General features: G+C 71.1%; 15 protein-coding genes, 1 tRNA gene and 1 pseudogene. 6 read left to right on the top strand and 11 right to left on the bottom strand.

What is annotated here, in order from left to right; translation table 11 throughout:
- Positions 1-810, top strand: coding sequence for a trans-aconitate 2-methyltransferase (locus tag G3I54_RS35065; protein WP_164618815.1), 810 nt, complete (start codon positions 1-3; stop codon positions 808-810).
- Positions 810-1,193 carry a VOC family protein gene (locus G3I54_RS35060; protein ID WP_164618817.1) on the top strand — a complete coding sequence of 128 codons (384 nt, stop codon included), beginning with the start codon at positions 810-812 and terminating at the stop codon, positions 1,191-1,193. The genes G3I54_RS35065 and G3I54_RS35060 overlap by 1 nt, the downstream gene beginning before the upstream one ends.
- 11 nt (positions 1,194-1,204) lie before the next feature.
- On the opposite strand, the gene G3I54_RS35055 is transcribed toward G3I54_RS35060, so the two are convergent.
- The 3 genes from G3I54_RS35055 to G3I54_RS35045 all read right to left on the bottom strand — a co-directional run bounded on the left by G3I54_RS35055 (position 1,205) and on the right by G3I54_RS35045 (position 3,589).
- A complete protein-coding gene (locus tag G3I54_RS35055; RefSeq protein ID WP_164618869.1) occupies positions 1,205-1,807 on the bottom strand; it encodes a Uma2 family endonuclease in 603 nt (200 codons plus the stop codon).
- A 103-nt stretch (positions 1,808-1,910) separates the two neighbouring features.
- The gene (locus G3I54_RS35050; protein WP_030086289.1) at positions 1,911-2,597 is read right to left on the bottom strand and encodes a TetR/AcrR family transcriptional regulator; all 687 of its coding nucleotides are present in this window, start codon (positions 2,595-2,597) and stop codon (positions 1,911-1,913) included.
- Complete coding sequence (locus G3I54_RS35045) at positions 2,594-3,589, bottom strand: fatty acid desaturase (RefSeq protein WP_164618819.1); 996 nt, start codon at positions 3,587-3,589, stop codon at positions 2,594-2,596. Before G3I54_RS35045 ends, G3I54_RS35050 begins: the two co-directional genes overlap by 4 nt.
- Before the next feature lie 400 nt (positions 3,590-3,989).
- On the opposite strand from G3I54_RS35045, the gene ppc reads away from it, so the two are divergent.
- A complete protein-coding gene (gene ppc, locus G3I54_RS35040; protein ID WP_030086285.1) occupies positions 3,990-6,719 on the top strand; it encodes a phosphoenolpyruvate carboxylase in 2,730 nt (909 codons plus the stop codon).
- A gap of 28 nt (positions 6,720-6,747) precedes the next feature.
- Here the strand turns inward: ppc and G3I54_RS35035 are convergent, their stop codons facing one another.
- From G3I54_RS35035 to G3I54_RS35010, 6 genes are all read right to left on the bottom strand, one after another.
- The gene (locus tag G3I54_RS35035) at positions 6,748-7,218 is read right to left on the bottom strand and encodes a hypothetical protein (RefSeq protein ID WP_164618821.1); all 471 of its coding nucleotides are present in this window, start codon (positions 7,216-7,218) and stop codon (positions 6,748-6,750) included.
- A 129-nt stretch (positions 7,219-7,347) separates the two neighbouring features.
- Complete coding sequence (gene pth, locus G3I54_RS35030) at positions 7,348-7,941, bottom strand: aminoacyl-tRNA hydrolase (RefSeq protein ID WP_164618823.1); 594 nt, start codon at positions 7,939-7,941, stop codon at positions 7,348-7,350.
- A 146-nt stretch (positions 7,942-8,087) separates the two neighbouring features.
- Positions 8,088-8,678: a 50S ribosomal protein L25/general stress protein Ctc gene (locus G3I54_RS35025; protein ID WP_164618826.1), complete on the bottom strand. Its 591-nt coding sequence runs from the start codon at positions 8,676-8,678 to the stop codon at positions 8,088-8,090.
- A gap of 207 nt (positions 8,679-8,885) precedes the next feature.
- Positions 8,886-9,863, bottom strand: a complete 978-nt coding sequence (locus tag G3I54_RS35020; RefSeq protein ID WP_007455203.1) for a ribose-phosphate diphosphokinase — start codon at positions 9,861-9,863, stop codon at positions 8,886-8,888.
- A 119-nt stretch (positions 9,864-9,982) separates the two neighbouring features.
- Positions 9,983-11,431, bottom strand: a complete 1,449-nt coding sequence (gene glmU, locus G3I54_RS35015; RefSeq protein ID WP_164618828.1) for a bifunctional UDP-N-acetylglucosamine diphosphorylase/glucosamine-1-phosphate N-acetyltransferase GlmU — start codon at positions 11,429-11,431, stop codon at positions 9,983-9,985.
- A gap of 108 nt (positions 11,432-11,539) precedes the next feature.
- Positions 11,540-11,610, bottom strand: a tRNA-Gln gene (locus G3I54_RS35010).
- A gap of 264 nt (positions 11,611-11,874) precedes the next feature.
- Here G3I54_RS35010 and G3I54_RS35005 point away from each other — a divergent pair.
- Positions 11,875-13,194 (top strand): histidine kinase, encoded by a 1,320-nt coding sequence (locus G3I54_RS35005; RefSeq protein WP_164618830.1) that lies wholly within the window; start codon positions 11,875-11,877, stop codon positions 13,192-13,194.
- Positions 13,195-13,423: 229 nt separating this feature from the next.
- Here the strand turns inward: G3I54_RS35005 and G3I54_RS35000 are convergent, their stop codons facing one another.
- The gene (locus G3I54_RS35000; protein ID WP_164618832.1) at positions 13,424-13,921 is read right to left on the bottom strand and encodes an SUKH-3 domain-containing protein; all 498 of its coding nucleotides are present in this window, start codon (positions 13,919-13,921) and stop codon (positions 13,424-13,426) included.
- Between the two features lie 10 nt (positions 13,922-13,931).
- Entirely contained in the window at positions 13,932-14,456 is a 525-nt protein-coding gene (locus tag G3I54_RS34995; RefSeq protein ID WP_164618834.1) for a YwqJ-related putative deaminase, read from the bottom strand.
- A 235-nt stretch (positions 14,457-14,691) separates the two neighbouring features.
- Here G3I54_RS34995 and G3I54_RS34990 point away from each other — a divergent pair, with 235 nt between their 5' ends.
- Both G3I54_RS34990 and G3I54_RS34985 read left to right on the top strand, forming a co-directional pair.
- The gene (locus G3I54_RS34990) at positions 14,692-15,669 is read left to right on the top strand and encodes an SMI1/KNR4 family protein (RefSeq protein WP_164618836.1); all 978 of its coding nucleotides are present in this window, start codon (positions 14,692-14,694) and stop codon (positions 15,667-15,669) included.
- A pseudogene (locus G3I54_RS34985) lies at positions 15,666-16,793 on the top strand (hypothetical protein); the annotation flags it as partial. The gene G3I54_RS34990 and the pseudogene G3I54_RS34985, both read left to right, overlap by 4 nt.

The following is a 16,793-nucleotide window of genomic DNA, read 5'->3' as shown; positions in this document are numbered from 1 at the left end:
ATGACACCCACTCCCGAACCCACCTGGGATCCGCGGCAGTACTTGCGCCACGCGGACCATCGCACCCGCCCCTTCCAGGACCTCCTGGCTCGCATCGGCGACCTCCCCGGCCACCCCGCGCCCCGCATCGCCGACCTCGGCTGCGGCGCGGGCAACGTCACCGCCCTCCTCGCGGACCGCTGGCCGAACGCCCGGATCACCGGCTACGACACCTCCCGCGAGATGCTCGCCGAAGCCGCCGCCCACGCCCGCCCGCCCCTGCTCGACTTCGCCGAGGCCGACGCCGCGGCCTGGCGGCCCACCGAGACGTACGGCCTGATCGTCTCCACCTCCGCGCTCCAGTGGATCCCCGGCCACGCCGAACACTTCCCCCGCTGGCTCGACGCCCTCGCCCCCGGCGGCACCCTCGCCTTCCAGGTCCCCGGCAACTTCACCGCCCCCAGCCACACCCTCCTGGCCGGCCTCCGCGAATCCGACCGCTGGCGCCCCCGCCTCCACGGCATCGGCGACCGCACCGCATCCGTCCTGGACCCCGCCGACTACCTCACCCGCCTCCGCGACCTGGGCTGCGCGGCCGACGTCTGGGAGACCACCTACCTCCAGACCCTGCACGGCGACGACGCGGTCCTCGACTGGGTCAAGGGCACCGCCCTGCGCCCCGTCCTCACCGCCCTGGCCGACGACCCCGAGGCCCGCGACGCGTTCCTCGCCGAATACCGCGACCTGCTCCGCGAGGCCTACCCGCCCGGCCCGTACGGCACGGTCTTCCCGTTCCGCCGCATCTTCGCCGTCGCCCGCAAGGAGAAGTGATGACCGCCTCCGCCCCTGCCGGCCTCGCCGCCGTCGACCACGTACAGCTCGCCGCCCCGCCCGGCTCCGAGGACGCCCTGCGCGCCTTCTACACCGAAGCCCTGGGCATGACCGAGATCCCGAAACCCCCGGTGCTCGCCGCCCGCGGCGGCTGCTGGTTCGCCGCCGGACCCGTCCAGCTCCACCTGGGCGTCGAGGAGAACTTCCGCCCCGCCAAGAAGGCCCACCCGGGCCTGCGCGTGACGGGAATCGTGGAGTACGCGGCCCGCCTGGAGGCCCACGGCGTCCACGTCGTATGGGACGACGACCTCCCCGGCCACCGCCGCTGCTACGCCCACGACCCGGTCGGCAACCGGCTGGAGTTCCTGGAGCCGGATGCGTAACCCGGCCCGCTCTACAGCGCTGCGAGCGCCTCCGCCGAGACGTCGATGTCCACCGGGAACGGCACACCCGTCTTCAGCCGGTCGTGGTGGATGCCCGTCAGCGCGTACGCCTTCGTCACCGGGTCCAGCTCGTAGACCCGGACGACGGGGTGCTGGTCGGTGCCGGTCATCTCGACCAGCCAGAAGTGCGGGATCCCGGCCGTCGCGTACTTGTGCGGCTTGGCTTCACGGTCGCGGGCCTCGGAGTCGGGGGAGACGACCTCGACGGCGAGGAGGACGTCGGCGGCCTGGTACCGCGTCACGTCGAGCCCGGTGATCGCCTCGGTCCGTACCACGGAGACATCCGGCTCGGGAGCGTTCCGCCGATCCAGTACCACGGTCATCTCCCGGCGCACCTTCACCTCCGGGGGCGCCGTACTGCGCAGTCCTGTCGTCAGCAGATCGATCATCGTGCTGTGAAAGTCTCGCTGCGGACTCACGAAAACCAGGCTCCCGTCGATCAGCTCGGTGTGCGGCGGGAGATCGGGCAGCGTGAACAGATCGTCCACGGTGTATCCGTCCTGCGGGGGCACCGGCCAGCGGGAGCTGTGCGCGGTGGTCGGCTCCGGGGTCATGGTTCCTCCCATGGACGGGATTCTGTGCCCTGCCGACCACACTACGGCGGGAAAACCGGACCCGTCCGCACGACGGGTGACCAAGTACGAACAGGTTCGAAGATCAGCTCTTCCGGTGCCCTATCAGCCGCGGCTTCGACTCCAGGTTCTCCAGCCCGTGCCAGCACAGATTCACCAGATGGGCGGCGACCTCCGCCTTCTTCGGCTTGCGGACGTCCAGCCACCACTGGCCCGTCAGCGCCACCATGCCCACCAGCGCCTGCGCGTACAGCGGGGCCAGCTTCGGGTCGAAGCCCCGGGCCTTGAACTCCAGGCCCAGGATGTCCTCCACCTGCGTGGCGATATCGCTGATCAGCGAAGCGAACGTGCCCGTCGACTGCGCCACCGGCGAATCCCGCACCAGGATCCGGAAACCGTCCGTGTACGACTCGATGTAGTCCAGCAGCGCGAACGCCGCCTGCTCCAGCAGCTCACGCGGATGGCCCGCCGTGAGCGCCCCCGTCACCATGTCCAGCAACTGACGCATCTCGCGGTCGACCACCACGGCGTACAGGCCCTCCTTGCCGCCGAAGTGCTCGTACACCACCGGCTTGGACACCCCGGCGCGCGCCGCGATCTCCTCCACCGACGTGCCCTCGAAGCCCTTGTCGGCGAACAGGGCGCGCCCGATGTCCAGCAGCTGCTCGCGGCGCTCCTTGCCCGTCATCCGGACCCGCCTGGCCCGGCGGGAGGGGGAAGGCCTGCTCTTCTCGCTGCTCGTGCTGGAGTCGGTCGCCACGTCGTCAATCATGCCGCGTCGGCCGGTACGGACGTGCGCCGGGAGCCGATACGCGCGGCATCGGGCCACCGTACGTCCGTGGCCCAGCCCAGCTTCTCGAACCAGCGGATCAGCCGGGCGCTGGAGTCGATCTGCCCCCGCATCACCCCGTGCCGCGCGCTCGTCGGATCCGCGTGGTGCAGGTTGTGCCACGACTCGCCGCACGACAGCACCGCCAGCCACCACACGTTCCCCGACCGGTCACGGGACTTGAAGGGCCGCTTGCCCACCGCGTGACAGATCGAGTTGATCGACCAGGTCACATGGTGCAGCAGCGCCACCCGCACCAGCGAACCCCAGAAGAACGCCGTCGCCGCACCCCACCACGACATCGTCACCAGACCGCCGACCAGCGGCGGAATCGCCAGCGAGACGATCGTGAAGGACAGGAAGTGGCGCGAGATGCCCCGGATCGCCGGGTCCTTGATCAGATCCGGCGCGTACTTCTGCTGCGGCGTCTGCTCCTCGTCGAACATCCATGCGATGTGTGCCCACCACAGCCCCTTCATCAGGGCCGGCAGCGTCTCCCCGAACCGCCACGGCGAATGCGGATCGCCCTCCGCGTCCGAGAACCGGTGGTGCTTGCGGTGATCGGCCACCCACCGCACCAGGGGCCCCTCCACCGCCAGCGAGCCCATCACGGCCAGCGCGATCCGCAACGGCCGCTTCGCCTTGAACGAACCGTGCGTGAAGTACCGGTGGAAGCCGATCGTGATCCCGTGGCATCCGATGAAGTACATCGCCACCAGCAGCCCCACATCCAGCCAGCTCACCCCCCAGCCCCACGCCAGAGGCACCGCCGCGACCAGCGCCACGAACGGCACCACGATGAACGCCAGCAGCGCGAACTGCTCGATCGACCGCTTCTTGTCGCCGCCCAGCGTGGCGGGCGGCAGCGAGGCCTCGGCGGCCCCGGGCGGCTCGGTCTCGTCGATCACTTGGGGAGCATGGGGAGTGCTCGGCATAGGGGAATACCTCGGAAGGTGAGGGAGCGGTACCAGGACGGCCGTGGCTACGGTTCCGTAACCTACGGCTTGGTAAGTATGGCAGTGACGGGCCCCACAACACGAGAGGCCGCTCCAACCCGTCCCACGCGGTAACCGACCCACCCACGGGGTAAGGGGCTAGAGGCCCGGGTGTCCCGGGCGGCGACCGCGGCCCCCGCCGGGGCAACGGACACGCCGCCTGCGACGACACCTATCCTGGGAGCGTCGGACAGCGCGGTCCGCACCCGCTCGTCGGGGCGTGGTGACAGCACCGCTGCCAGCCGCAGGGCCCCGGACCCCGCCACCCGCCCCCACCACCGGACACACGGGGACGGCGAAGCGAACGCACCTCCTCATTCACTGCAAGGAGCCGCACACTGTGAGCAGTGCCGACCAGACCCCTGCCGCCAGCCCCGCGCTGCGCGCCGACATCCGCCGCCTCGGCGACCTCCTCGGCGAGACCCTCGTACGCCAGGAGGGCCAGGAGCTCCTCGACCTCGTCGAGCGGGTCCGCGCCCTGACCCGCACCGACGGCGAAGCCGCCGCCGAGCTCCTCGGCGACACGGACCTGGAGACCGCCGCCCAGCTCGTGCGCGCCTTCTCCACCTACTTCCACCTCGCCAACGTCACCGAGCAGGTCCACCGCGCCCACGAGATGCGCGACCGCCGCTCGGCCGAGGGCGGCCTGCTGGCCCGCACCGCCGACCGGCTCAAGGACGCCGACCCCGAGCACCTGCGCGAGACGGTCAAGAACCTCAACGTCCGCCCCGTCTTCACCGCACACCCCACCGAGGCCGCCCGCCGGTCCGTCCTCAACAAGCTGCGCCGCATCGCGGCCCTCCTGGAGACCCCGGCCATCGAGGCCGACCGCCGCCGCCTGGACCTCCGCCTCGCCGAGAACATCGACCTCATCTGGCAGACCGACGAACTCCGCGTCGTCCGCCCGGAGCCCGCCGACGAGGCCCGCAACGCCATCTACTACCTCGACGAGCTGCACGCCAACGCCGTCGGCGATGTCCTCGAAGACCTCGCCGCCGAACTGGACCGCGTCGGCGTCGAACTCCCCGCCGGCACCCGCCCCCTCACCTTCGGCACCTGGATCGGCGGCGACCGCGACGGCAACCCCAACGTGACGCCCGCCGTCACCTGGGACGTCCTGATCCTCCAGCACGAGCACGGCATCACCGACGCCCTGGAGATGATCGACCACCTCCGCGGCCTCCTCTCCAACTCCATCCGCTACGCCGGAGCCACCGAGGAACTCCTCACCTCCCTCCAGGCCGACCTGGAACGCCTCCCCGGCATCAGCCCCCGCTACAAGCGGCTGAACGCCGAGGAGCCCTACCGCCTCAAGGCCACCTGCATCCGGCAGAAGCTCGTCAACACCCGCGAGCGCCTCGCCGAAGGCACCCCCCACCGCCCCGGCTGCGACTACCTCGGCACCGCCGAACTCCTCGCCGACCTGGAGCTCATCCAGACCTCCCTGCGCGAGCACCGCGGCGGCCTCTTCGCCGACGGCCGGATGGACCGCACCATCCGCACCCTGGCCGCCTTCGGCCTCCAGCTCGCCACCATGGACGTACGCGAACACGCCGACGCCCACCACCACGCCCTCGGCCAGCTCTTCGACCGGCTCGGCGAGGAATCCTGGCGCTACGCCGACATGCCCCGCGACTACCGGCAGAAGCTCCTCGCCAAGGAACTCCGCTCGCGCCGCCCGCTGGCCCCCACCCCGGCCCCGCTCGACGCGGCCGGCGAGAAGACCCTCGGCGTCTTCCACACCATCAAGCAGGCCTTCGAACGCTTCGGCCCCGAAGTCATCGAGTCCTACATCATCTCCATGTGCCAGGGCGCCGACGACGTCTTCGCCGCCGCCGTCCTCGCCCGCGAGGCCGGACTCATCGACCTCCACGCCGGCTGGGCCAAGATCGGCATCGTCCCGCTCCTGGAGACCACCGACGAGCTCAAGGCCGCCGACGTCATCCTCGACGCGATGCTCGCCGACCCCTCCTACCGCCGCCTCGTCTCACTGCGCGGCGACGTCCAGGAGGTCATGCTCGGCTACAGCGACTCCTCCAAGTTCGGCGGCATCACCACCTCCCAGTGGGAGATCCACCGCGCCCAGCGACGCCTCCGCGACGTCGCCCACCGCTACGGCGTACGCCTGCGCCTCTTCCACGGCCGCGGCGGCACCGTCGGCCGCGGCGGCGGCCCCTCCCACGACGCGATCCTCGCCCAGCCCTGGGGCACGCTGGAGGGCGAGATCAAGGTGACCGAGCAGGGCGAGGTCATCTCCGACAAGTACCTCATCCCCGCCCTCGCCCGCGAGAACCTGGAACTGACCGTCGCGGCCACCCTCCAGGCCTCCGCCCTGCACACCGCACCCCGCCAGTCCGACGAGGCCCTCGCCCGCTGGGACGCGGCCATGGACACCGTCTCCGACGCGGCCCACGGCGCCTACCGCAAGCTCGTCGAGGACCCGGACCTGCCCGCGTACTTCCTCGCCTCCACCCCGGTGGACCAGCTCGCCGACCTGCACCTGGGCTCGCGGCCCTCCCGCCGCCCCGGCTCGGGCGTCTCGCTCGACGGACTCCGCGCCATCCCGTGGGTCTTCGGCTGGACCCAGTCCCGCCAGATCGTGCCCGGCTGGTACGGCGTCGGCTCCGGCCTCAAGGCCCTGCGCGAAGCCGGACTCGACACCGTCCTCGAAGAGATGCACGAGCACTGGCACTTCTTCCGGAACTTCCTCTCCAACGTGGAGATGACGCTCGCCAAGACCGACCTGCGCATCGCCCGGCACTACGTCGACACGCTCGTCCCCGACGAGCTGAAGCACGTCTTCGACGCCATCGAGGCCGAGCACGCGCTGACCGTGAGCGAAGTCCTCAAGGTCACCGGCTCCACCGAACTGCTCGGCACCAGCCCGGTGCTCCAGCAGACCTTCGCCATCCGCGACGCCTACCTGGACCCGATCTCCTACCTCCAGGTCTCGCTGCTGGCCCGCCAGCGCCAGGCCGCCGAACGCGGCGAGGAACCCGACCCGCTGCTCTCCCGCGCCCTGCTGCTCACCGTCAACGGCGTAGCGGCAGGCCTGCGCAACACCGGCTGACCGTACGGAAGACCCCGGGGCGGTCCTGCTACAGCGCGACGAACGTCGCCACCAGCAGGGCCGCCCCCGCCGTTCCCGCACCCCACGCCGTACGCGTCAGCCGCAGCCCGCCGCCGATCACGAACGCGGCCAGCACCAGCGCCCCGCCCAACGGCACCCAGGCATGCAGAAAGCCCGGCAGCCCCGTGCGGACCACCGCATCGGTACCGGGCTTCACCACCACGGGGAAACGATCCCCCTTCCGCGCCGCGACGGACGCGTCCAGCGTCACCCGCGGACGCTCCCGCGACACCGAGTCCGGCTCGTACGACCCGGTGCACGTGTCCTCGCCGCACCCCGTCACCGTCACGGTCCCGTGCTCGCGGCCCTTGGCCAGAACGATGTGGTGCGCGGTGTTCCACGACGACCAGGCACCCGCGACCAGCAGCACCAGGACGACCAGCCCCATGGCCGCCCGACGCCCCGCGACCGCCGCACGCTGGGAAGAGCTCCGCTTCATGGGGGCCGATCCTTGGCCAGACCCGCACCCCCGGTCAACCTATGGCCGAAAAACGCCCCACCAGCACCAGGAATGTCAGGAGTTGTACGCGGCGGGACGGGGTACGCACACGCGACAGCTCACAGGCCCTCAGGAGTTGTACGCGCTCTGCGCCCGCTCCAGACCCTCCGCCAGCAGACACTCCACCGCGTCCGCCGACCGGTCCACCAGGAACGCCAGCTCCTTGCGCTCGGTCGACGAGAAGTCCTTCAACACGAAATCCGCGACCTGCATCCGCCCCGGCGGCCGCCCGATCCCGAACCGCACCCGGTGATAGTCCGGACCCATCGCCTTCGTCATCGACTTCAGCCCGTTGTGCCCGTTGTCCCCGCCGCCCAGCTTCAGCCGCAGCGCCCCGTAGTCGACGTCCAGCTCGTCATGGACCGCCACCACATGATCCGTCGGCACCTTGTAGAAGTCCCGCAGCGCCGTCACCGGACCGCCCGACAGATTCATGTACGACATCGGCTTCGCCAGGACCACCCGACGGCTCGCCGGCCCCGGCGGACCGATCCGCCCCTCCAGGACCTGCGCCTGCGCCTTCTGCGCCCGCTTGAACTTCGCGCCGATCCGTGTCGCCAGCAGATCGGCGACCATGAACCCGACATTGTGCCGGTTCGCCGCATAGTCGGGACCCGGATTGCCCAGGCCCACGATGAGCCAGGGGTCGGTGGCGTCGGACATCAGCGCTCGGTCTCCTCACGTACGGCTTGCGGCTTGCGGCACAGGCAAACGGGGCGGTGGCTCCCGGAAGGGAACCACCACCCCGTCAGTCAAGCAGGTGGAACAAGTGATGCGGGTTGTGCGGGTGAAACCGTGAGCGGTGAGGCTCAGGCCTCGGCGGCGGCGGTCTCGGCAGCCTCGTCCGCGGACGGCTCCTCGGCCTGCGCGGCGACGACCTGGATCACGATGGCGTCCTCGTCACCGGCGAGCACGGAGCCCTTCGGCAGCGCGATGTCCTTCGCCAGGATCGAGTCACCGGCGTCCAGGCCCGCGACGGAGACCGTCACGGACTCGGGGATGTGGGTGGCCTCGGCCTCGACGAGCAGCGTGTTCAGCACGAACTCGAGCAGGTTGGCGCCCGGCGCCAGGTCGCCCTCGGCGTGCACCGCGATCTCGACGTTGACCTTCTCGCCGCGCTTCACGGTCAGCAGGTCGACGTGCTCGATGGTGCCCTTGAGGGGGTGACGCTGCACGGCCTTCGGGATGACCAGCGCGTCCTTGCCGTCGATCTCCAGACCGATCAGCACGTTGGCCGTACGCAGCGCGAGCAGCAGGTCGTGACCCGGCAGCGTGACGTGGACCGGCTCGGCGCCGTGGCCGTAGACGACCGCGGGAACACGGTTGGCACGACGCACACGGCGGGCGGCGCCCTTGCCGAACTCGGTACGGACCTCGGTGGCGAGCTTGATCTCAGCCATGGTTGCACTCCTCGTCAGGTGGGTGAGCCGTCGGGAGACGGAACACGAACGGTCACCCGGCCCACGACAGGCCTGCTACGAAGAGCGCGTCGATAACGGACCGCCGTACACACAGGTACGGCCTCCCTCGCCGAGCAACTCGCTGAGTCTACCCGGCGGGGAGGCCGCACCCCAAAGTGGATCACCAGGCGGTGATCAGCACCGCTGTCAGCCCTGCTCCTCGAAGAGGCTCGTCACCGAACCGTCCTCGAACACCTCACGCACCGCACGCGCGATCGTCGGCGCGATCGAGAGCACCGTGATCTTGTCCAGCTCCAGCTCACCCGGGGTCGGCAGCGTGTCCGTGAACACGAACTCGCTCACCTTCGAGTTCTTCAGCCGGTCCGCCGCCGGACCCGACAGCACACCGTGCGTCGCCGTCACGATGACGTCCTCCGCACCGTGCGCGAACAGGGCGTCCGCCGCGGCGCAGATCGTGCCACCGGTGTCGATCATGTCGTCGACCAGCACACAGACGCGGCCCTCGACGTTGCCGACGACCTCGTGGACGGAGACCTGGTTCGGAACGTCCTTGTCACGGCGCTTGTGCACGATCGCCAGCGGCGCGTCCAGCCGGTCGCACCAGCGGTCGGCGACCCGCACACGGCCCGCGTCCGGCGACACGATCGTCAGCTTGGAACGGTCGACCTTCGCGCCGACGTAGTCCGCCAGGATCGGCAGCGCGAACAGGTGGTCCACCGGGCCGTCGAAGAAGCCCTGGATCTGGTCCGTGTGCAGATCGACGGTGAGGATCCGGTCCGCACCCGCCGTCTTCATCAGGTCCGCCACCAGACGGGCCGAGATCGGCTCACGGCCACGGTGCTTCTTGTCCTGGCGGGCGTACCCGTAGAACGGCACGATCACCGTGATGGAACGGGCCGAAGCGCGCTTCAGCGCGTCCAGCATGATCAGCTGCTCCATGATCCACTTGTTGATCGGAGCCGTGTGGCTCTGGATCAGGAAGCAGTCCGCGCCACGTGCCGACTCCTGGAAGCGCACGTAGATCTCACCGTTGGCGAAATCGAAGGCCTTCGTCGGCACGAGGCCGACACCCAGTTGATGTGCGACCTCCTCGGCCAGCTCGGGGTGGGCGCGGCCGGAGAAGAGCATCAGTTTCTTCTCGCCGGTCGTCTTGATCCCGGTCACAGCACAGTCTCCTCAGACGTGTATCTGGCGCTGCACGCATAGGTCCCGATGTGCAACGAGCCAGCCGAAATGGGTGAGCATCTATCACGGTACGCCGTCACCGGCGCACCTGTTTCCGGTCAGCTTTGGCCGTCGGTCTCCTGCGAGGAGGCCTGAGCGGCCTGAGCGGCGGCGCTGCCCGGACGCTTCCGGGCCACCCAACCCTCGATATTCCGCTGCTGGCCCCGCGCCACGGCCAGCGAACCGGCGGGCACGTCCTTCGTGATGACCGACCCGGCGGCGGTGTAGACCCCGTCCCCGACCGTGACAGGCGCCACAAACATATTGTCGGAACCGGTACGGCAGTGAGAACCGATCGTCGTGTGGTGCTTGGCGACGCCGTCGTAGTTCACGAAGACGCTCGCCGCGCCGATGTTGGTGTGATCGCCGATCGTCGCGTCACCGACGTAGCTGAGGTGCGGGACCTTCGTCCCTTCTCCGATCGTCGCGTTCTTCATCTCCACGTACGTACCGGCCTTGGCCTTCGTGCCCAGCCGGGTGCCCGGCCGCAGGTAGGCGTACGGCCCGACCGACGCCCCGGGCCCGACCTCGGCCGAGAGCGTCACGGAGTTGTCCACCCGGGCGCCGGCGCCGACGACGGTGTCCTCGATCCGCGAGTTCGGTCCCACCTCGCTGTCCTCCGCGAGATGCGTGGTCCCCAGCAGCTGGGTCCCCGGGTGCACGATCGCGTCCCGCTCGTACGTGACGGTCGCGTCGATCAGCGTGGACGCCGGGTCGACGATCGTCACGCCCGCGAGCATCGCCCGCTCCAACAGCCGCTCGTTCAGCAGCCGGCGCGCCTCGGCCAGCTGGAGCCGGTTGTTGATGCCGAGGATCTCGCGGTGGTCGCCCGCCACGGACGCCCCGACCCGGTGCCCGGCCTCGCGCAGGATGGAGAGCACATCGGTGAGGTACTCCTCGCCCTGGCTGTTGTCGGTACGCACCTTGCCCAGCGCGTCGCCCAGCAGCCGCCCGTCGAACGCGAACACCCCGGAGTTGATCTCTGAGATCGCCCGCTGCTCGTCGGTGGCGTCCTTGTGCTCGACGATCTCGGTGACCGCACCGGTGGCGGGGTCGCGCACGATGCGCCCGTAACCGGTGGAGTCCGGGACCTCGGCGCTCAGGACGGTGACCGCGTTGGCGTCGGCGGCATGGGTGGCGGCGAGCGCGCCGAGCGTCTCGCCGGACAGCAGCGGGGTGTCGCCGCAGACGACGATCACGGTGCCGTCGACGCCCCCGCCGAGCTCTTCGAGCCCCATGCGGACGGCGTGCCCGGTGCCGTTCTGCTCGGCCTGGAAGGCGGTGCGCACGGGGGCGTCGCCGGCGTTCAGATGCGCGGTGACCTGCTCACTGGCGTGTCCGACGACCACGACGAGGTGCTGGGGGTCCAGCTCACGGGCGGCGGCGACGACATGTCCGACGAGCGAGCGCCCGGAGATCTCGTGCAGAACCTTGGGAGTCTTCGACTTCATGCGGGTGCCCTCACCCGCTGCGAGGACGACGACGGCTGCCGGGCTGGTTGCGCTCACGGATGTGCCCTTCGGCTTCGGGTGGTGGTCATCCGCAGGATACCGGGGGTGTTTCCGGTGGAAACGGGGGCGGGCCCCGACCGGTGTGGTCGGGGCCCGCATGCGCTGCTCCCGGGGAAGGAATCGAACCCTCATTCAATGGACCAAAACCATTTGTCCTGCCATTAGACGACCCGGGATAGTATCGCCGTTTATGTCCGATTCTCTTGATCGGCTCGTTTTGCAGCCCCTACTATGCCGCACCAGGAGCCCTCGACGCGACGGTACAGGTCGGCACCTTTGAGGGACGTCTTGCCGAACGCCGTGGGGGGCGGCGCCCGGTGAGAGTGATCCAGTGCTGCTCCGCTGCCGCGATCGGCATGCGTTTCGTGCTTGTTCGAACGCGGAACGTGCTGTTGCCGGTCACCCGAAATTGAGATGCGTCCGCCCGTAGGCTGGATGCCATGACCGCAACGGGGGCAGACCGGGAAGCGGCGGGATCGACCACCCGCGGCTACTGGTGGTGGGAGCGGCGACGCAGTGTCGCCCTGGACGTGGGACTGGCGCTGGTGTCGGCGCTGGAGTGTGGCCTGGAGGGGGTGGAGTTCGCCCGGAACACCGGGGTGCCGGTGCCGGTGGGCGTGGTGTTCGGGCTGTTGGCGGGTTCGGTGCTGCTGGTACGTCGGCGGTGGCCGATCGCCGTGGTGCTCGTGACCATCGCGATGACGCCCGCCGAGATGGGCTTCCTGATGGCCCTCGTGGGCCTCTACACGCTGGCCGCGTCCGAGGTGCCGCGCCGGATCACCGTCGTCCTGGCGGGGATGGCGCTGGTGGGGACGTTCATCGTCACGTACGTACGGCTGCGGCAGAGCGTGGCCGAGCAGGCCGACTTCGGGCCGGGGGACTGGTATGTCCCGCTGATGTCCGTCTTCATGGCGGTGGGGCTGACGGCCCCGTCCGTGCTGTTCGGCCTCTACATAGGGGCCAGACGCCGGCTGATGGAGAGCCTGCGGGAGCGGGCCGATTCGCTGGAGCGGGAGCTGTCGCTGCTCGCGGACCGGGCCGAGGAGCGGGCCGAGTGGGCGCGTACGGAGGAGCGGACCCGGATCGCCCGGGAGATGCACGACGTGGTCGCCCACCGGGTGAGCCTGATGGTGGTCCACGCCGCCGCGCTCCAGGCCGTCGCGCCGAAGGACCCGGCGAAGGCGGTGCGCAACGCGGCGCTGGTCGGGGACATGGGCCGGCAGGCGCTGACGGAGCTGCGCGAGATGCTCGGGGTGCTGCGGACCGGGGACGCGCTGATCGCGCCGGCCGCGGCGGGGGCGGTTCCGCTGGCGTCGGTGAAGCAGGTGGCCGCGGCCGCCGCTGCCGCCGCCTCGGAGGACGGGCCCCGGCTGGACGAGCTGGAGGCGCTGGTGGCGCAGTCGCGGCAGGCGGGGATGACCGTCGAGATGTCCGTGGACGGTGAGGTGCGGCCGTATCCGCCGGAGGTCGAGCAGACCGCGTTCCGGGTGGTGCAGGAGGCGCTGACGAACGTGCACAAGCATGCGGCGGGCGCGAAGACGTGGGTGCGGCTCGCGCATCGGGAGTCCGAGGTCGCGATGCAGGTGGAGAACGGGCCCTCGGACTCGGCGGCGGCGGATGCGGGGCTGCCCAGTGGGGGGAACGGGTTGGTGGGGATGCGGGAGCGGGTGCTGGGGCTGGGGGGCGTGTTCGTGTCCGGTCCTACGGACGCGGGGGGTTTCCGGGTCTCGGCGGTGCTCCCGGACGGCTCGAACGCCTGACGACGACCCCGGCCACTCCTGCCCGTCCGGCGTTTGAGGACGGAACCCCGGTGGTGGGGAGCGGCGCCCTCTTCCTGGCCGGGAAGCGATGGTGCCCGTTCGTCCCGGGCAACGGTTTCGTCCTCAAACGCCGGACGGGCTAGGAGGTGCAACGGGTCCGTCCTCAAGCGCCGGACGGGCTGGGAGGTGCAACGGGTCCGTCCTCAAGCGCCGGACGGGCTGGGTATGGCTAGGCCGATGTCAGGCGGGACGGTTGGGTGCCCGTTACCAGTGTGGCCAGGGCCTCGTCGATGTCCTGGCCCAGGAACCAGTCGCCCGTGTGGTCGATGCTGTACACCCGCCCCTCCGTGTCGATCGCCAGCACCGCCTGCTCCTCGCCCTCCGCCCCCAGCGGGCTGACCTCCGTCTCCAGGGCCCGGCCGAGGTCGCCCAGCGTCCGGGCCAGATGGAGCCCGCTCAGCGGATCGATCCGTACCGACGCGGGCGCGATGTGCCGGCCGGGCGCGGACGCGGTGATGTGGAGGCCGCCGAACTCGGCCCAGGCCTCCACCGCCGCCGGGAAGACGGCGTGCCGGTGGCCGGCCGGAGAGGCGTGGGAGCGCAGCGCGTCGGCCCACTCCTCCGCCTGGCGGATGTCCCAGCGCCCGGGCTGCCAGCCCGCTTCGCGCAGGGCGGCGTCGACGGCGACGGGGAAGCGGGTGGAGGTGTGCTGCTGACGGTCGTGCATCGGTGGGCGGTCAGCCCTTCTCGGCGGTGGTCGCGGCGCCGGTGGAGGTCAGGTCGACGGGGCGTACGCCGAAGTGGGACAGGAGTGCCGAACAGGATCGGCAGGGCGGTGCGTAGCTGCCGTGGAGCGGATCGCCGTCCTCGCGGATGCGCCGGGCGGTGAGCCGGGAGTGCTTGAGCGCACGGCGCGCTTCCCCGTTGGTCAGGGGTTTTCGCTGGGCGCGTTTGGAGCGCCCGCTCTCGGCGGCGGTGAGCTGACGGGAGAGGAGTATCGCTTCGGGGCAGCGCCCGGTGAAGCGTTCGCGCTGGCCGCTGGTGAGGGTGTCGAGGAAGTCCTGGACGAGCGGGTGCAGCACCGACGGCTGGTCCCCCTTGCCCGCGGTGCAGGTGAGCGTCTCGCCGCGTACGGACAGGGCGGCGGCCACCGCGGGAAGGATCCCGTCGCGGCGGTGGATCAGTCGGGGCGTACGGCTGGTCTCGGTGCTGCTCCAGGTGAGTCGCGGATCCCCTGATGTGACGGTTTGTGTGGAATGCATCGTGCTGACGTCCCTCCCTGCAATCCCCCGAGTTGCGGGGACAGCCTGCCAAATGTGCCAGGTGGTGGGGAAGCTGGGGCGGGGAAACGTGTCTGCGTGTCGCCCGAAGGTGCGAGACCGTCGCCTCACCGTCACGCGAATGTGACCGTTCGTGACGGAACCGGCGGGACGGGACCCCCTGTTGCCCCACCGCTTAGGCTGTGCGGAACACCGGACGCAGCAGGGGGCATCAGCCATGACGACAGGTCGGCTCGGGCAGCAAGCCGCGCCACCGAACGCCGCCTACGCCGGGCAGGTCGTGAACTTCCCGGACCCGGTCCGGGCGGCCCGCCACCCCGCAGGGGTGCGGATGGACGGAAGCGGCCACCCGGTTCTTTCGCCGTACGCGCGCGCCGCCGCGGAGATCGCCGATCCGCCTCCGGGCTTCGGTATCGACGAGCTGCGCCTGACCGACTACGTGTCGGCGAACGCTGCGATGGCGGCGAGCGGCCACGACCTGTGGGACACGATTCCCGCGGTGGCGACCCCGCACGGCTGGACCTGGCACCACGTGCCGGGCGGCCGGCGGATGGAGCTGGTGCCGGTCGAGGTGAAGGCGCTGCTGCGCCATCACGGCGGTCTGGCGGGTACGGACGTGGACCAGAACCGGCGGGGCACCCGCCCGTTGCAGGAGACCCGTCCGGCGCACTTCCGGCTGCCCAAGGGCGCGGGCGCGGTGAGCGAGCAGCAGGTGCAGGGTGTCGAGGAGGATCTCGGCTACCGGCTGCCCGGCGCGTACCGCTCTTTCCTGAAGGCGGCCGGCGGTTCGGCCCCGGTGGGCGCGGCGTTGGACGCGGAGCTGGGGCTGCTGGTGGACCAGCCGTTCTTCACGGTGCGTGACGAGGCCGCGGTGAACGACCTGGTGTACGTGAACAAGTGCCTGCGGGACCACTTCACCAAGGACTACCTGGGCGTCGCGTTCGTCCAGGGCGGGATTCTGGCGGTGAAGGTGCGCGGCCAGGACCCCGGTTCGGTGTGGTTCTGCCCGTACGACGATGCCCGGGACCAGGACGGTTGGAGTGTCCAGGAGCGTGTGGAGCGGCTGCTGCTGCCCTGCGGTGCGGACTTCGACGCCTTCCTGCAGCGGCTGGCGGGCAATCCGCCGGAGCTGGAGACCGTGGCGAACCTGATGGTGGACGGCGGCTTCGCGCGCGCCGTCCCGGTGGAGGGGTGAGCGCGGTGGTGACTTTCGCGCAGGCGCAGGAGCGGGCGGACGAGTGGGTCAACGGTGACGTGCCCGCGTATCAGCACCGTGAGGTGCGGGTCCGTGAGTTCGAGCTGGGTTTCGTGGTGTGGGCCGAGGACCGGCCGGAGGGCCCCGTCTCGGACGGCGGCCGGCAGCGGCTGGTGATCGCCCGGGACAGCGGTGAGGCGACGTTGTGGCCGGGGCTGCCGGTGGGCGAGGTGATCCGGCGGTACGAGGAGGAGTACGGCGCTCCGGCCGGTGCGCCGGTCGCCGCTCCGGAGCCGCCGCAGCGGGTGGATCTGAACCAGACGTCGTTCCTGCTGACTCCGCCGGAGTGGCTCCAGGAGGCGGCGGACAAGCTGGGGATTCCGGATCACCGTGCGGAGCGGCGGGAGTCGGAGGCCCGGCCCGAGGCGGAGGCGGCCGAGCCCTCTTCGCCCCCGGCCCCCTCGCCGTCGGTATCGGCGTCCGGTGCGACCCCGGTTCCCGGCCCCGGTCCTGTCGCCGACTCCGTCCCGGAGCCCGCGTCGGCCGGCGCGGACGCGACGCCTCCGCCGTCCTCTTCCTCTTCGTGGCCCGCCGCCGGTGGTGGCGACGCCTACGAGCCCACGGCCTCCGACGGCGTGCCGGCCGGGGCGACGCCCTGGGCGGGCACGGACACCAACTCCGACTCCGACGACGCGGCCGTTCCGCTGCCCGCGACGGTGTTCGCGCCGCCGCTGTCGGGGACGGACGACGAGGAGGCCCCGCCGCCGGTCGTCCCGGCCGAGGCGCCCACCGCGCTGATGTCCGGGGGCAGCCAGCTGCCGCGTACACAGGTGGCTCCGGCTCTCCGGCCGGACCAGGGGCAGGGGGCTGCGCAGGGCGGGGCCGGTGACATCGCGGACGCGGCCACCAGCAAGGCCGTGGTGCCGCCGCGCGGTGCGCGCGGGGGCGGTTCGTCGACCCCGCCGCCGCCCGGTGCGCCCGGGATTCCCGGTATGCCGCCGGGCGCTACGCCGCCGCCCTCGGGCCCGGGTGCGCCCGGGGCCCCGGCGGGTGGGTACGTCCCGACGCAGCTCGTCTCCCAGCTCGGCCCGCCCGGACCGCCCGCGCCTCCGGGTCCGCCCGGT

It is taken from the genome of Streptomyces sp. SID14515, assembly GCF_010548505.1.
GTDB lineage: Bacteria > Actinomycetota > Actinomycetes > Streptomycetales > Streptomycetaceae > Streptomyces > Streptomyces caviscabies.
Note: the sequence above shows the minus strand (reverse complement) of the source record. Positions and strands in the feature narration are given on the sequence as shown.

What these genes read in the sequence shown, in the direction of transcription:
- G3I54_RS34995 (WP_164618834.1), bottom strand. Translation starts at nt 14,456, where the DNA reads ATGCATTCCACACAAACCGTCACATCAGGGGATCCGCGACTCACCTGG.
- G3I54_RS35065 (WP_164618815.1), top strand. Translation starts at nt 1, where the DNA reads ATGACACCCACTCCCGAACCCACCTGGGATCCGCGGCAGTACTTGCGC.
- G3I54_RS35005 (WP_164618830.1), top strand. Translation starts at nt 11,875, where the DNA reads ATGACCGCAACGGGGGCAGACCGGGAAGCGGCGGGATCGACCACCCGC.
- G3I54_RS35035 (WP_164618821.1), bottom strand. Translation starts at nt 7,218, where the DNA reads ATGAAGCGGAGCTCTTCCCAGCGTGCGGCGGTCGCGGGGCGTCGGGCG.
- G3I54_RS34990 (WP_164618836.1), top strand. Translation starts at nt 14,692, where the DNA reads ATGACGACAGGTCGGCTCGGGCAGCAAGCCGCGCCACCGAACGCCGCC.
- G3I54_RS35025 (WP_164618826.1), bottom strand. Translation starts at nt 8,678, where the DNA reads ATGGCTGAGATCAAGCTCGCCACCGAGGTCCGTACCGAGTTCGGCAAG.
- G3I54_RS35055 (WP_164618869.1), bottom strand. Translation starts at nt 1,807, where the DNA reads ATGACCCCGGAGCCGACCACCGCGCACAGCTCCCGCTGGCCGGTGCCC.
- pth (WP_164618823.1), bottom strand. Translation starts at nt 7,941, where the DNA reads ATGTCCGACGCCACCGACCCCTGGCTCATCGTGGGCCTGGGCAATCCG.
- G3I54_RS35050 (WP_030086289.1), bottom strand. Translation starts at nt 2,597, where the DNA reads ATGATTGACGACGTGGCGACCGACTCCAGCACGAGCAGCGAGAAGAGC.
- G3I54_RS35060 (WP_164618817.1), top strand. Translation starts at nt 810, where the DNA reads ATGACCGCCTCCGCCCCTGCCGGCCTCGCCGCCGTCGACCACGTACAG.
- G3I54_RS35045 (WP_164618819.1), bottom strand. Translation starts at nt 3,589, where the DNA reads ATGCCGAGCACTCCCCATGCTCCCCAAGTGATCGACGAGACCGAGCCG.
- G3I54_RS35000 (WP_164618832.1), bottom strand. Translation starts at nt 13,921, where the DNA reads ATGCACGACCGTCAGCAGCACACCTCCACCCGCTTCCCCGTCGCCGTC.